Origin of the sequence: Haloarcula sp. CBA1122 (assembly GCF_009741785.1) — an archaeon.
In the GTDB taxonomy this organism is placed as follows: domain Archaea; phylum Halobacteriota; class Halobacteria; order Halobacteriales; family Haloarculaceae; genus Haloarcula; species Haloarcula hispanica.
Genome location: NZ_WPCB01000013.1, coordinates 56,449 through 70,264, shown reverse-complemented (window position 1 = coordinate 70,264; position 13,816 = coordinate 56,449). Strand labels below are relative to the sequence as shown.

The window sequence follows — 13,816 nt, the reverse complement described above, 5'->3', positions numbered from 1 at the left end:
TCCGGCGTACCAGTACCCAATGTGGCCGTGGGGACATCTCGCCGTCGCCTACCTCGTTTACGTCGTCTACACTCGCCTTGACCCGACCCGTCGCCAGACGGCGGCGACGCTGACCGCGCTGGCGGTGGGGTCGCAGTTCCCGGACCTGATCGACAAGCCCCTCGCATGGACGTTCGGTGTCCTGCCGTCAGGGCGGTCGCTCGCCCATTCGGTGTTTACCCTCCTCATCATCGCTGTGGTCTTGCACCGACTCGCTGTCCGCTATCGCAGAACGGACCTCTCAAAGGCCTTCACGGTCGGTGCGTTCGCACACACGCTGACCGACATGAGTCCGACAGCGGTAGCGGGGCTGCTCGGCGGTGACCTGACACAGCTACAGTGGCTTCGCTTTCTGGTCTGGCCGCTCCGGCCACCGCCGCCGTACGCCAACGACATCTCCTTCGTCGAGCAGTTCGCCTCGCTCTCCGTCGAGCCGTACGTCCTGTTCCAGTTCGGGCTGTTCGGCCTGGCTGTCGCCGTGTGGATCGCCCACGGTGTACCCGGGCTCCGGTCGGTCACTCGGCGAAGCAAGGCTGTGTTCACGGACTTCGCCGATTAAAGCCGTTCGGAAACGTGGTCAGCACACTTCAGCGCCAGCGCGGCGATAGTCAGCGTCGGGTTCATCGACCCGGCGGTGACGAACACCGACGAGGACGCGATTGAGAGATTCGCCACGTCGTGGGTCTGCAACTGTGGGTTGACGACGCTCTTTTCGGGCTCGGTCCCCATCCGCGTCGTGCCCATGTGGTGGTACGCCGGCCCGGTGTCCGCTGGCCCGACCGTCCACGAGATGTCGACGCCCAGCTCCGACAGCACGGCGCGTTGAATCTCGTTCGCACGACTGAGCGACCGTTCCAGTCGCTCGCCCCACGACCACTGGATATCTGGAACCGGATTGCCGTGATCGTCTGTCGTCGACGTGTCCAGCGTCACCCGGTTTTCCTTCCGCGGCGGCTGGCCGACCAGCCCGCCCATCGCGATGCTGTTGCCGTAGCTCTCGCGGAGGCTCGACAGCAGCGTATCGCCCCACTCCTCGCCGGAGAGCGCGAGTTCGACCGGCGACGGACCGGCGTAGTTCAGAAACTCCAGTTTGAGGGGTGACAGCGCCTCGTCGGTGGCCCCGACCACCGTCTCGCCGTCCGCGACGCGCTCGACTGCCTGCCCGGGGTCGTCGTAGAACTGGTGGCACTCGCTCGTGAGAAAGCCGACGTGGTTCTGGCGTGTCTCCCGGTCGAGGGTGCCGCCAGCGCCGGCAAACAGGTGGTCCATGAAGTAGTGGCCGACCAGTCCCGAACTGTTCGCCAGTCCGTCCGGGTAGCCGTCGCTCTCCGATAGCAGGAGGAGTCGCGGCGTCTCGACGCCGCCCGCCGCGATGACGAACTCGCGGGCCGTCTGTCGGTGTTCGGTCCCGTCCGGTGTCGCGTAGACGGCTGCTTCGACGCGTCCGTCGGTGTCAGTAACGAGGCGCTGGACCGGCGCGCGGTCGATGACGCGTGCCCCCTCGGCCTCGGCGTCCTCGATGTGGACGCTGGCGTCGTATTTCGCGCCGGACGGACAGACCGGTTGGCAGGTCCCGTAGCCGACGCATGGCCCCCGGCCATCGTACGGTTCGGAGTTCCGGGCGTTAGGAACGGAGTGCATCGTGATGCCCAGTTGCTCGCAGGCCTCAGCAAACAACGAATCGCTGTACGACGGCGGAAAGCCGGGCAACGGGTACGCACCGTCCCGCGGTGGTGCGAAGGGGTTGTCCGCGTCCCCGGCGACCCCCAGCGCCCGCTCGGCGTCGGCGTAGTACGGCCGCAGGTCGTCGTAGCTGATCGGCCACGCCGGGTCGTCGGTGTCGTGGCTCCCGTCGAAATCCGACGGGTGCAACCGCATCACCATCCCCTGCCAGTGCAGCGTCGACCCGCCGACCCCTTTCACTCGCGAGATATTCAGCGGGTAGTACCGCTCGCCGCTCGCACTGAATGCGTCGCGGTCCCCGCCCATCTCCCAGACAGAGCCGTGGTCGCCGGGCCGGATCGCCTGTTCCATCTGCTGCTCGCGCTTCGACCTGTCGAACCGCGGCCCGGCCTCCAGCACGACCACGTCGCGACCGTCGCTGGCGAGTTGGCTCGCGACGAGTGCCCCTGCCGGCCCGGCCCCGACGACACAGACATCCGCCCGCTCGGACGGCTCCCGGTCCATTTCAGCAGGAGTTAGGCAAGCCTAAACTTATACGTTGGCATCTCAGGCGCTGTGGGGAGTCTGCACAGCAACTGCGACGTATCCCAATTGTATCGCATCCTCTTTGCGCGACGTCACGGTCAGACGTATTCGCTCCGCTGCGCGCGACCTCCCTGATTAGAATCCCGCCATGCCGGTTCAGTCACAGACTCGCTTCGCTCGTCGGTTCCCTGCACGGGCGTGGCGGGACTGAGCAAACGCGAAGCATTTGCGAACTACGCGAGACCCGCTGCAGCGGGTCTCGCGGGATTCGAACCGGAGCAAGACGGTTGTCTCGCTTCGCTCGCCGTTGCGACTTGCAGGGTTCGAACTCCGGGTCCGTCGACTCCTCACATCCGTTCGTCGCACGACGGGCGTGGCGGGACTGAGCGAAACCGAAGGTTTCGCGAGGGTCGCCACGGCCGCGAGTGTGTTTCGAGCGGACGCGAGAAACCACGAAGCGGGCGTGGCGGGATTCGAACCGGACCGAGACTCGCTCCGCTCGTCTCGTAGGGTTCGAATCTCCGGGCCGTTTTCACGGCTCGCTGTCGCTCGCCGGAAAACGGGCGTGGCGGGATTCGAACCCGCGTTCTAGGGGTTAGGAACCCCTCGCCCTGGTCCACTAGGCCACACGCCCTATCGGGTGGTCGATTGAGCGGTGAAAAATCCTTTCGTTATCACTACAGACCGCTGAAAACGGAGAAGTGGTCGAGATTACGTCTCGGTTTCCGTCGCCGTCTCGGTCGACTCGGCCGAGTCCACGGTGGATGCATCGGCCCCTTCTGCAGCGCCGCCCTCACGCATCTCTTCGAGTTCCTGCTCGACTTCTTCGCGCCCCTTCTGGAACTCGCCCATGGCTTCGCCGGTCGACCGCGCTAGTTTCGGAATCTTGTTCGCGCCGAACAGCAGGACGGCGATGAGGAGGATGACCATCATCTCCGTCGTCCCGGGCATCCCCGGGAACAGTACTCCGGATGTCCCTAACATTGTATCCGAAGGTTACGTGGTTGCTATTATAACCTTTTTGCTCAGGACGGCCTGGCAGGCGAGTCACTGCCGTCAAGGCCGACTCTCCAGTACTGTCTGGCGTGGCCAGCAGACAGACCGTTAGTCATCACCGAGCCGTGGCCGCTTGGTCTGTCGAAACGGCCTCGCCGGGAACCGACGGCGAGGCCTGACACAGGAGGAGTGGGGAATGGGTGTGGCTCGGAAGTGGCAACACGAGGCACTCGGTCTCTGACTTCCCGGTGTCGCTGGCTTGGGTTGGCACGTCGACAGATACACCGCAGCATGTCCACGGGACTGAGTCGATAGCTGGGGCTGTTCAGGTGACACGATTTCCGTAGCCATGTCCGGCGTCGGATTTGCCTGCGTGCGGGTTCGCACCCGCAGTACCGGCTACACGGTCCTGTCAATTTATTATATTCTGGTTAAGCCACTGCTCATCCTGTCGGCTGTACGTCTGTGAAGAATTTCGCCCGGGGTGAGGAATATCTTGAAATAGTTACAGCCGACAGTATCACCAGCCACAGCGCCGGGCAGGTGCACTCTCCGCCCGGGGATATAACTACCGTCGGGCGCTCAGAGAGACCAGATGCCGGCCGATAGTCACACGATGGAAGTCAGGAGCGGGGAAGAGGTAACGATTCGACCGATCAAACCGGTCGGAGAGGACGTCGTTCGGGTCGATATCGAGGCTGATGGGGTGTGGCGACTCGATATCACGCGCGAGGGCGAAATCGCAGACGTCGTCACGACTCGTGACGCCGACGGGACACTCGCGGACCGCGAACTGCCGGAGTGGATCGACGAGGTCACCGCGAAGTTCGCGCAGTTCTGATTCGGGACTCGTCCGCGTCGGAAAGGGTTTTATCTGCCACGACCCAGGTCGCCAGTATGGTATCAGTCGGAGACGCTGCACCCGATTTCACGGCACCGATTGCCAATGGCGACGTTGATGAGATAACGCTATCCGAGGCAGTTGACGATGGGCCGGTCGTGCTCGCGTTCTTCCCGGGCGCGTTCACCAGCGTTTGCAGTCACGAGATGAACTCGTTCCAGGACCGACTCGACGAACTCACCGAGGCGGGGGCGACGCTGTACGGTGTCAGCATCGATACGCCGTTCTCACAGAACGCGTTCCGTGACGAACTGGGACTCGAGTTCGACCTCGTCAGCGACTCCGGGCGCGAAATCGTCGACGCCTACGACATTTCGATGGACTTCGAGGCGCTGGGCGTTCCGAACGTCGCCAAGCGGGCCGTCTTCGTTATCGACGAAGACCGGGAAGTCACGTACGCCTGGGTCAGCGACGACCCTGGCGTCGAACCGGACTACGACGAAGTTATCGACGCCGCCACCTGATCGCGCCGGTGGGGGATTTTTCGCTGTGGGTCGTTTGGGATGTGGTATGAGCGTTGATAGAGACAATGCCAGCGGCCGGATTTACGACCCCGAGGCAGACCACGCGTTCCCGGACGGGCGACTGAACGCAGTTCTCGACACTATTACGACTGACGAGGAGATCCAGGCGTATCTCGAAGCCAGAACATCAATCCCGTCGCGCGCAAACAGTACAACGACCACGGCGCGAAACACATCGGTATCGTTCGGAACCGAGCACTGTGCCTGTATGACCTCCTCAAGCAGGGCGGCGTCGAGTTCAACGGTGCGGCCGACCACGGCCTCGACGAGGCTGACGAGGCTGTCATCATCGCACTTGCGACGACGCTCCACGACATCGGGCACGTCGTCCACCGCGATTCACACCCGTACTATTCGATCCCGCTGGCGGCTGACATCCTCGATGACATCCTCCCGGAGTTCTACGGCATCCGTCAGGCGGTTCAGGTAAAGGGTGAGGTTCTCCATGCCATTCTCTGCCATCACACCGAGGAAAACCCGCTGACGCTGGAAGCCGGCGTCGTTCGCGTCGCCGACGCGCTGGACATGGAGCGCGGTCGGTCGCGCATTCCGTACAAGCACGGCGGCCGCGGTATCGATACCGTCTCCAGCCAGGCCATCGAGACGGTTACGCTGAGCCCAGGCGACGACTATCCCGTCCTCGTCGAAATTTCGATGAACAACGCGGCCGGCGTCTACCAAGTCGATAATCTTCTGAAAGCCAAACTCAGGGACTCTGGCTTGGAAGAACACGTCCGTATCGTCGCGCTCAACACCCGGGAGGACGGCAATCAGATCGTCGAGCGAATCGAACTCTAAACCGGATCGACACAACGGTTTTGTACCGTGCTTCCCTAGCTATGTCTATGAGTCTCACACCCATGGATGAGCCACGGGGTGCCCGGGCCAGGACGGACGACGGCGACGTGCCGCCACCCTCGCTTTTGGACCGGGTCAGGTACCGCGTGCGCTCAGCCATTGAGACCATTTCGTTTGGGGAGAAATGTTCTGAGTGGCTTGATAGACGTGGTCGAGACAAGCCACAGTCGACGATTCACACCGATGGGTTCGCTGACGACGTCGTTACGCCGCCGGAGTGTCCGTCGATCAGCGACCTTCCGACGCGGTCACGACCGTTTACGTATCCGACCCGAAATCACACGGAAACCAACACTGTCGACCTCATCGCAGTCGAATCTGGAGACCAACTCACTATGACACATCCGGACAACTCTGCGGCGAAAATAACGTCCGATACTTGGATGGGCGTCGAACAGTAACCCGAGGACAGCCCTTCTTTTTGATTCAGCATCTCTCTCGTTGTAACGCTTTCATATTCGCTTTACACAGCACAGCAGTGACGTGTTTTCTGCACGCGCAGGAGTACTGTGGTTGTCGTAACTATCGACGGGTAAATATTGGTATATAATGTTAAAACTGGTATTATTATCGATTCTGATGCCAGGGCCGAGAACCTTTTTAAACGTCAAAACTTGTTCAATCCATGGTTGGAATTGGCCCATTTGGAACACTGGAAGTAGTTGGTCTGCTCGTCGCGGTAATCGGTTTAATACCCGTTCTCTCACAGTATCGCGAGGAGACCCGGTGGTTCACTGTTGGGTACGTTCTTCTTGTGGTTGGCATGGTCGCAACGAACCTTGAAGCGGTTGTTCTCGGCGATGTGCTAAACTTCGTTGAGCACGGCGTCGGTATCGGTGTGGCCGGTCTTACTTTCTCTCTGGCCGCCTATCTCCGCCGGGAAAACCGGATCAAGACTAAGGGATAACAATGGTCGGGATTGCACCTCTATTCGACGGTTTGGGCGCGCTCGGCTTTCTCGCTGCGACAGCGCTCGGATGGCTCAATTATCGAGACACTGAGGCCGAGTCGGCCTTCTGGCTGACGTTCAGCTTTGCATCGACGCTTGGTGCCGTCTGGACGGTCAGCCTCATGTTCGAGAAGGCCGGGATCTACGAGGAAGTGTTCAACCTGGCCACAGGCCCGCTTATGACATCGACTGTTGCCGTCTTCGCCATCGGGGGCACGGCCACCCTCTCGCTGGTCACAGAGATGCAGGAGCTGGTCGACGAGGCCGAGACGAAGCGACAGGAAGCGGAGCAGGCGAAAGAGAAGGCGACGAAGCAACGTAAGCAAGCCAAAGAGGCACAGCGTGAATCGGAAGAAGCGCGCGCAGAAATTGAGGAGCGCGAGGCGGAACTTGAGGATTTGACCGCAGATCTGGAAGCGACCGCCGAATCATACGGTCAGGCGATGGAACGGGCGGCGGCCGGCGACCTCACGGTCCGGGTCGACGCGGACAGTCGGAACGATGCGATGTCGCGCATCGGGACGGGGTTCAACGCGATGATGGACGAACTCCAGACCGTCATCGCCGAGATCCAATCGTTCGCACGGCAGGTTGACACGGAAAGCACAGAAGTCACAGGCGGCGCTTCGGATATTCGGTCCGCCAGTTCGGAGGTCGCTGAGAGCACTGAGGAGATTTCCGCCGGAACGGAAACACAGAACGAGAAACTCAACGAAGCGAGCAGCGAGATGAGCGACCTATCCGCGACGATCGAGGAGATAGCCTCTTCGTCGGAGGAAGTCGCCACCCAGTCGCAGCAGGCCGCAGAACTGGGGCAGGAGGGCGAAGAAGCGGCCGCGACAGCCGTCGAGAAGATGGCCACGCTTGAAACCCGGACTGATGAAACCGTCTCAGAAGTAACAGACCTCGAAAACGCTGTCGAGCGAATCGAGGAGGTTGTGAACCTAATAAACGATATCGCGGAACAGACGAACATGCTCGCGCTCAATGCGTCAATTGAGGCCGCGCGCGCCGGCGAAGCGGGTGAAGGATTTGCCGTTGTCGCATCCGAAATCAAATCGCTGGCCGGCGAGACTGCTGACGCGACCCAGGAAGTCGAGACGCTCATTGAGGGAATCGAGGACTCGACAGAGAGTGTCGCCAACGACATCTACGACACGCAGTCGGAGGTCGAGGAAACTCGGGAGACGATTGACGAGACAGCTACCGCACTGAACCGAATCGTCACCGAAGTCGAGGAGGCGAGCAGTTCAATCCAGTCGATCAGCCAAGCCACCGATCAACAGGCTGATTCCGGACAGAAGGTCGTCACGATGCTGGACGAGGTGACATCGATCAGCGACCGGACAGCCGAGCAGGCACAGGAAGTGTCCGCGGCTACGGAGGAACAGACCGCGACGATTCAGGAGATCGCGACCAGTGCCGACTCGCTGTCAGACAGTGCAGAGCGATTGCTCTCGCTCGTCGCTCAATTCGACGTACAGGAACAACAGGCCCAGTCAAGGGCTGTGAGTGCGGAAGCTACGACGGACTAGCTGGGACGCAACCCTATAGATCGTACTGCGCGATGTTGCCGGAGCCACAGGCCGGGCAGGTCGAGCTATCCGTTTCGATGGTGGTTCCACAGCGTCGACACTCCAGATGTGACCGCTGTCGAGTCCCCACGACCCGGCGTAATCGCTCGATCATATTGCCAGACAGGGAGCCAGGCCCTATATAATCGGGTAATTCACGGTGAAAGTGAAAACCGCAGGACGTGACGCCGATCCTGATAGCCCGTCTGCCGAGCGTCAGACGCCGCTGTCCCACCGTTCAGCCTGTCCACTCCCCCAGTTACGCGCAGGTTAGCTCACGCCGGTCCCGCTTACCGGCTGCGTACAGAAGCGTCGGGAACAGCACGACTGCGAACAGCCAGAGCAGTGATTGGGCCACACTACCCCGGCACGCACGAAAACCGCGCTACTGTCGACCGGATGGTCCCGGACACTCGTCCGTCCGGGGCACGCCCAGATGTTTTTGTTCGCGCCGACGTAGCCACGCCCGATGACGGGAACAGCCGCAGCCGAGCCCACTGTGACGACGTTCACGTCGACTGTCGAACGTATCGATACGACCGCTGTCGTGCTAACGGAGACGTACTTCTACGCCGAAGGCGGCGGCCAGCCGGCGGATCGGGGAACTCTCGGTGGCGTTGAAGTCGTCGACGTCCAGCACCGGAACGGCGATATCGTCCACGAACTGGCCGAGCCGCCGGCGTTCGACCCGGGCGAGACGGTCGAAGGCCAGATCGACACGGCGTTTCGGACGTACTGTATGCGTGCCCACACGGCCAGCCACGTCCTCTACGGCGCTGGTCGCCGGCTGCTGTCGGACCTCGGCTACGGCGGCTTCGACATCAGCGCGACGGTCCCGGAAGACGCCGGTGACGACGACTTTGAGCCGGCTATCACCGGAAAGGTGCGGGTAGATTTCGAAACGACGACCGAAATCGACGACGAAACGCTCACCGAACTCGAACGGCTGACTAACCGCGCCGTCTGGGAGTCCTACGACGTGACCTGGGAAGAAATCCCGCGTGACGAGGCACTGGACCGCGACGATATCGCGTTCAGTACGAAGACCGAAGAGGGAATCGAGGGCGAGACAGTCCGGGTCGTCACCATCGAAGACTGGGACGTGGCGGCCTGCGGTGGGACACACGTCGGGAACACGCGAGAGATCGGACCGGTGACGGTGCTCGGTCGATCCAATCCCGGCGAGGGGCTGACTCGTGTCGAGTTCGCCGTCGGGCCGCGAGCAATCCGTCAGCGGGCGACCGAACACGAGCGGGCGATGGCTGCCGCCCAGTCGCTGGATACGAACGTTGCCGAACTCCCGGATGCTGTCGATAGCCTCCAGTCAGAGCGCGACGACCTCCGGGACACGGTGTCGGCCCTTCGAGAGCGTCTCGTCGATTCTCGTCTCGCTGACCTGCGCCAGGACGCTATCGAAGCGGACGGGCAGAAGTGGCTCGTCGGCACAGTCACGGGTCTCGACGCGAACGGACTGGCCGACCGAGCGGAGCAAGCCGTCGGTGATGAGGTCGACGTGGCCGCGCTAGTGGACGCCGACGGCCAGTATCTGGGTGTCGCGACGACAGGCGGCGTCGATGCCGGCGCGGTGGTCGACCGAGTGACGTCGGAGTTCGGTGGCGGTGGCGGCGGGCGGCCGACGGTGGCACAGGGCGGGGGACTCGATGCTGAGGGGGACGATATCGTCGCGTTCCTCCGGGACGTGTCAGCGGCGCCAGACCACGGCGACTGACTCAATCGCCTCGGTTCGGCGTCCCGCTGAACCGGGCGACCTCGTTTCGCAGCGCATCCCGTTTCAACAGCGCGAACCCGACGAGGATACAGGCGAATCCGACACCCGTGTAGACTGTCGGTGTCTCACCGAGGAACAGCAGCCCAGTGGCGGCGGCGACGACTGGTGCGGCGTAGGAGACGAGGTTGATCTCGATGGGCCCGAGTCGCTCCAGCAGGTCGAAGTAGATGAGGAAGCCAAGCGCGCTGGCGACGACGACCAGATACAGCAGGGCCAGCACGGCTTCAGCAGTCCACTGGACGTCAGCTATCGACTCGGAGGCCCCGAGGCTGACGCCGTGCATAAGCACCGCACCGAGCAGCATCGACCACGCTTCCATCGTCTCGATCTCTAAGTCGTCGTCGAACCGCCGGGTCAGCACGCTCCCGAGGGCGAACGACGTGGTTGCGAGGAACACCAAGAACAGCGACACGGTTCGGGGGTCCAGAAGGTTCCCCGGATCGGGGTTGCTGAGAACACCGACACCGACGAACCCGATGAGCAGGCCGACGATACCCAGCGCCGTGAGCCGTTCGTCCGGGAGGAACGCGCGGGCGAACCCAGTCGTGAGAATCGGCGAGAGGCTGACGACGATAGCGGCGGCGGCGCTGGTGGTACCCTGCTCGCCGACGAACAGGAAGATGTGGTACGCGGCGATCAGGAGTGAGCCGCCGATACCCACAACGATCCAGTCGGTCCGACTCTTCGGGAGCCACTGGTCGGTGGCGTACACCGCGTAGCCGAGCATCAACAGCCCGGCGAGGTCGTACCGGAACGCCGCAAACAGGACCGGCGGGAAGTACTCCAGCCCGGCTTTGATAGCAGTGAAGGCGCTGCCCCAGGCGACGGCGAGCGCGACGAAGAGGATGGCGTTGCGGAACCGCATTTCCGGTCAGTCGGCCGCCTCGCCGCCGTCGCCCGGCTCGTACGTCTCTGCGATGGCGTCGAGGGCTTCGTGGTGCTCCGTGGTGTGTGGCGCGGTCAGCGGCGAGACACTGACCTTCCCGTCGACGACGGCACGGCGGTCGGTCCCCTCGGGGTCGGGAATGTCGCCCTCAGCCATGTGCTCCCAGATGCGGTCGTGGAGCGTCACGGCGTCGCCTTCCTGGACGGCGTCCATCTCGTACTCGTGCGAGGGTCGCGTGACCGTCATCTGTGCGTCGCCCCACTCGGCAACGGGGGCGTTGATGTTCAGGTAGTCACACTGCTCGAACACGCCGGCGTCGACGGCGTGGTCGGCGAGGTAGGTCGTCGCCCTGGCGGCCTCGCCGTAGCTGTCGCCGTTGGCCTCGATGTCCGCGAAAGCAGCGTCCTCGCGGACCGGGATATACATCGAGACGGCCATCGCCGGCACGTCGAAGAAGGTGGCTTCGACGGCGGCGCTGACGGTCCCCGAGCGGCCGAGGACGTACGCGCCGAGGTTCGCCCCGCGGTTACAGCCCGCGACCACGAGGTCGGTGTCGGTGACGAGTGCTTCGAGCCCCGCCACGACGCAGTCCGAGGGCGTTCCCTCGACGGCGTAGCCGAGCTCGTGCTCGTGGACGGTCACTTCGTGTGAGATAGCTCGGCCGACCGCGCTCTGGTCCTCCGCCGGGGCGACCGCAGTCACGTCGCCGACTGTCGAGAGACCGTCGTACACCGCCCGGAGGCCGGCGCTCTCGATGCCGTCGTCGTTCGTCAGCAGAATCGTCGGCTCGTCCATACGCTCTGTCGGGCCGTCTGCGAGAAAAGCCCACCGCTAGCGGGCACGGTCGACGACCGTCTCGCCGTCGACGACGACGTTGTAGGCCTCCTCGTCGTCGTTCCAGAGCACCAGCGCGTTCTCGAAGGACAGCAGGTCGCCGTAGTCGGCTTTCCGGAGGTCCTCGTTCAGTATCGACGCCTCCGTGAGCACGGCGAAGTGGTCGACCTGCTGGCTCCCGTCGCCCAGCAGATACAGCGGATTTGCGCCCTCCCGCTCGGCGAGGTCGTGGCTGAGTTTCACACCCAGGAAGTTCACCCGGTCGGTGACGTAGTTCTCGGCGTCGGCCATCGGCGCGTGGATGCCCCGGTCCGGCGTCACGTCGTGCTTTCGCTTGCCGTCGGTCCGGAGGACGCTGTAGGCGAACTGCACGTCCGTGTTGACGAACTCGCCCGTCCCGCCCGCGGGGTCGTCGAGGCGCTGTTGCATCGTCGGCACTTCGATGTCGGGCTTGCGGTCGAACGACCACGATTCGCTGTCGGGGGACTGGTGGGGCCAGAGCCGTACCGTCGGCCCGTACACCGTCGCCGGGCCGCCGTCGGCCACCTCGCGCTCGACCTGGCGGAGCTGTATGGCCGTGTTCCGGTCAGCCGGGGCCAGCGCCAGCAACGTTCCGTCGTCGCAAGCGCCTCGACGTACCGGTAGAGGGTCGCCGCCGCGTCGTCGAGTTCGCTGAGGACGTTGCCGAAGATGATGAGGTCGTAGCCCTCGGCGTTGTTGTCGCCGCCATCGGCACCGCTGCCGCTGTCGTCGCCAGCCCCACCGCTGTCGTCACCGGGAACCGGCGACGACGGGTCGAACTCCTCGGCGAGCGCCCGGTGAATCTCCCAGCGGACGTTCTGACCGCTGTCTTCCAGTAGGCTCTCCAGCACGTCCGCGGCGGCGCTCGGTTCGACGGCGTGATAGTCCAGCAGCGCGTCGTCCGGAAGCAGGTCGCGCAGGGCGAGCGCCGGGCCGCCGACACCGGCCCCGACATCCAGAACTCGGAGCTGTGACGGGAGCAGACCGTCTGCGACGAGGTCCGCAAGGACGTACTTGGCCACAGCGTAGTAGTCGGGCAAGTGATAGACGGCGTAGCCAAGCGCCGTCAGTTCGTCGTACTCGACGGCCTGGCCCTGGAGATACCGCTCCTTGATGTCGCGGATGCGCTCACGGAGTTCGTCACCGCTGTCGCCGCTGTGCCACTCCAGTCCGCCCCACTCTGTCAACAGGTCGATGACCTGCTGTTCGTAGCGGTCTGGGAACCGCTCGACACCGTCGAAATCCACCGAGAACCGTCCCTCGGGTGCCGGAACGAAGGTCCCGTCGTCCTGTTCGACGATGCCCAGATCGAACGCCTCCTCTTGAAGTACCTGCTTGACGACGGCGGGATGGGGCTGGCCCTCGACGTACTCGTGTAGCTCCTCGGGGTCCAGCGGTCGGACGTTACGGAGGTACTGGGCGTTTTCGCGTATCTGCTGGCGTGTATCCTGGTTCATGAAAGTTGCTCGTAGAGCCGTTCGAAGGTGTCCGCGTCGCATCGGCGATCTGTCGGGCGGCGTCGGCGACCGCGTCTGCGCCGTCGAAGGTGTTCTGGATGTCGGCGTACACCCGCGGGTCGCCGCCGGTGACCTGCTCGACGAGGTCGAACAGGCCAGCCGAAATCGGCGTCTGAAACCGGTCGGGCACGTCGGCGGCGGCCATCGCGAACGCGAGTACGGCCGCGTGGGCACTGGCCTGGACTGTTTCCATGGCTTCGTCGTGTTCCGTCGCTGTCGTCTCGAAGCAGTTGTTGCCGGCCTCGGCGAGTGCGTCGACGACGGCAGCAGCACCGGGACCTGACGCGTCGTTGACGACGGCGACGTTGCCGGGCGCGTTCTCGGGGGCGAACAGCGGGTGGAGACTCAGTCGCTGGCCGTCAGGCATCGCGTCCTGCATCGCTGCGACGGGGCCGGCCATGCTCCCAGTCACATCGACGATTGCACCCGTAGCCAGCGGCGCGAACTCGTGAATGGCCGTCTCGGCGACGGGCATCGGCACCGCGATACAGACGACGTCGAAAGTTTCGGCCGCGTCGCTGGCGACAGCGCGCCCGCCGACTGCGTCGGCAGCGGCTTCGGCGGCCGACTGGTCGAGGTCGGTGAAGGCGACGGACGCGTCGGCGTGGGTCCGGACCGTGCGCGCGAACCACTGGCCCATCGCGCCGGCGCCAACGACGAGGACGTTCATCGGCCCAGCGTAGCCCGTCCCGTCTCAAAAGCCGTTCGGTCACACTCCCA

Annotated in this window: 12 protein-coding genes, 1 tRNA gene and 3 pseudogenes; 9 read left to right on the top strand and 7 right to left on the bottom strand. The window is 63.6% G+C overall.

The window, feature by feature from the left end; genetic code table 11:
- Window positions 1-19 precede the first annotated feature (19 nt).
- Entirely contained in the window at window positions 20-598 is a 579-nt protein-coding gene (locus tag GJ630_RS07395; protein ID WP_191449640.1) for a metal-dependent hydrolase, read from the top strand.
- On the opposite strand, the gene GJ630_RS07390 is transcribed toward GJ630_RS07395, so the two are convergent.
- Entirely contained in the window at window positions 595-2,226 is a 1,632-nt protein-coding gene (locus GJ630_RS07390) for a GMC family oxidoreductase (RefSeq protein WP_014040011.1), read from the bottom strand. The genes GJ630_RS07395 and GJ630_RS07390 overlap by 4 nt on opposite strands.
- Before the next feature lie 247 nt (window positions 2,227-2,473).
- Between GJ630_RS07390 and GJ630_RS07385 the strand changes: the two genes are divergently transcribed.
- Complete coding sequence (locus GJ630_RS07385; protein ID WP_144443751.1) at window positions 2,474-2,839, top strand: hypothetical protein; 366 nt, start codon at window positions 2,474-2,476, stop codon at window positions 2,837-2,839.
- Here GJ630_RS07385 and GJ630_RS07380 read toward each other — a convergent pair.
- Both GJ630_RS07380 and GJ630_RS07375 read right to left on the bottom strand, forming a co-directional pair.
- A tRNA-Arg gene (locus GJ630_RS07380) sits at window positions 2,808-2,881 on the bottom strand. The two genes, GJ630_RS07385 and GJ630_RS07380, sit on opposite strands and share 32 nt — an antisense overlap.
- A gap of 77 nt (window positions 2,882-2,958) precedes the next feature.
- Window positions 2,959-3,198 (bottom strand): twin-arginine translocase TatA/TatE family subunit, encoded by a 240-nt coding sequence (locus GJ630_RS07375; protein ID WP_014040012.1) that lies wholly within the window; start codon window positions 3,196-3,198, stop codon window positions 2,959-2,961.
- A gap of 640 nt (window positions 3,199-3,838) precedes the next feature.
- Here GJ630_RS07375 and GJ630_RS07370 point away from each other — a divergent pair.
- The 7 genes and pseudogenes from GJ630_RS07370 (at window position 3,839) to GJ630_RS07340 (ending at window position 9,778) form a co-directional block, all read left to right on the top strand.
- Window positions 3,839-4,084: a hypothetical protein gene (locus GJ630_RS07370; protein ID WP_004515651.1), complete on the top strand. Its 246-nt coding sequence runs from the start codon at window positions 3,839-3,841 to the stop codon at window positions 4,082-4,084.
- A gap of 56 nt (window positions 4,085-4,140) precedes the next feature.
- Window positions 4,141-4,608, top strand: coding sequence for a peroxiredoxin (locus GJ630_RS07365; protein ID WP_014040014.1), 468 nt, complete (start codon window positions 4,141-4,143; stop codon window positions 4,606-4,608).
- Window positions 4,609-4,654: 46 nt separating this feature from the next.
- A pseudogene (locus GJ630_RS07360) lies at window positions 4,655-5,466 on the top strand (HD domain-containing protein).
- A 62-nt stretch (window positions 5,467-5,528) separates the two neighbouring features.
- On the top strand, window positions 5,529-5,927 hold the full coding sequence (locus tag GJ630_RS07355; RefSeq protein WP_129756112.1) for a hypothetical protein: 399 nt from the start codon (window positions 5,529-5,531) through the stop codon (window positions 5,925-5,927).
- Window positions 5,928-6,151: 224 nt separating this feature from the next.
- On the top strand, window positions 6,152-6,433 hold the full coding sequence (locus GJ630_RS07350; protein WP_050007372.1) for a hypothetical protein: 282 nt from the start codon (window positions 6,152-6,154) through the stop codon (window positions 6,431-6,433).
- A gap of 2 nt (window positions 6,434-6,435) precedes the next feature.
- Window positions 6,436-8,010: a methyl-accepting chemotaxis protein gene (locus GJ630_RS07345; protein WP_050007371.1), complete on the top strand. Its 1,575-nt coding sequence runs from the start codon at window positions 6,436-6,438 to the stop codon at window positions 8,008-8,010.
- A gap of 508 nt (window positions 8,011-8,518) precedes the next feature.
- Window positions 8,519-9,778 carry a DHHA1 domain-containing protein gene (locus GJ630_RS07340; RefSeq protein WP_191449639.1) on the top strand — a complete coding sequence of 420 codons (1,260 nt, stop codon included), beginning with the start codon at window positions 8,519-8,521 and terminating at the stop codon, window positions 9,776-9,778.
- A 1-nt stretch (window position 9,779) separates the two neighbouring features.
- Here the strand turns inward: GJ630_RS07340 and GJ630_RS07335 are convergent, their stop codons facing one another.
- From GJ630_RS07335 to GJ630_RS07320, 4 genes and pseudogenes are all read right to left on the bottom strand, one after another.
- Complete coding sequence (locus GJ630_RS07335; RefSeq protein WP_146417382.1) at window positions 9,780-10,703, bottom strand: DMT family transporter; 924 nt, start codon at window positions 10,701-10,703, stop codon at window positions 9,780-9,782.
- A gap of 6 nt (window positions 10,704-10,709) precedes the next feature.
- The gene (surE, locus tag GJ630_RS07330; protein WP_014040019.1) at window positions 10,710-11,519 is read right to left on the bottom strand and encodes a 5'/3'-nucleotidase SurE; all 810 of its coding nucleotides are present in this window, start codon (window positions 11,517-11,519) and stop codon (window positions 10,710-10,712) included.
- 36 nt (window positions 11,520-11,555) lie between these two features.
- Window positions 11,556-13,036: pseudogene (locus GJ630_RS07325) on the bottom strand (small ribosomal subunit Rsm22 family protein).
- A pseudogene (locus tag GJ630_RS07320) lies at window positions 13,033-13,766 on the bottom strand (prephenate dehydrogenase/arogenate dehydrogenase family protein). The pseudogenes GJ630_RS07325 and GJ630_RS07320 overlap by 4 nt, the downstream one beginning before the upstream one ends.
- Window positions 13,767-13,816 lie beyond the last annotated feature (50 nt).

What these genes read in the sequence shown, in the direction of transcription:
- GJ630_RS07335 (WP_146417382.1), bottom strand. Translation starts at nt 10,703, where the DNA reads ATGCGGTTCCGCAACGCCATCCTCTTCGTCGCGCTCGCCGTCGCCTGG.
- GJ630_RS07370 (WP_004515651.1), top strand. Translation starts at nt 3,839, where the DNA reads ATGCCGGCCGATAGTCACACGATGGAAGTCAGGAGCGGGGAAGAGGTA.
- GJ630_RS07355 (WP_129756112.1), top strand. Translation starts at nt 5,529, where the DNA reads ATGGATGAGCCACGGGGTGCCCGGGCCAGGACGGACGACGGCGACGTG.
- GJ630_RS07350 (WP_050007372.1), top strand. Translation starts at nt 6,152, where the DNA reads ATGGTTGGAATTGGCCCATTTGGAACACTGGAAGTAGTTGGTCTGCTC.
- GJ630_RS07375 (WP_014040012.1), bottom strand. Translation starts at nt 3,198, where the DNA reads ATGCCCGGGACGACGGAGATGATGGTCATCCTCCTCATCGCCGTCCTG.
- GJ630_RS07365 (WP_014040014.1), top strand. Translation starts at nt 4,141, where the DNA reads ATGGTATCAGTCGGAGACGCTGCACCCGATTTCACGGCACCGATTGCC.
- GJ630_RS07390 (WP_014040011.1), bottom strand. Translation starts at nt 2,226, where the DNA reads ATGGACCGGGAGCCGTCCGAGCGGGCGGATGTCTGTGTCGTCGGGGCC.
- GJ630_RS07395 (WP_191449640.1), top strand. Translation starts at nt 20, where the DNA reads ATGTGGCCGTGGGGACATCTCGCCGTCGCCTACCTCGTTTACGTCGTC.
- GJ630_RS07345 (WP_050007371.1), top strand. Translation starts at nt 6,436, where the DNA reads ATGGTCGGGATTGCACCTCTATTCGACGGTTTGGGCGCGCTCGGCTTT.
- surE (WP_014040019.1), bottom strand. Translation starts at nt 11,519, where the DNA reads ATGGACGAGCCGACGATTCTGCTGACGAACGACGACGGCATCGAGAGC.
- GJ630_RS07340 (WP_191449639.1), top strand. Translation starts at nt 8,519, where the DNA reads ATGACGGGAACAGCCGCAGCCGAGCCCACTGTGACGACGTTCACGTCG.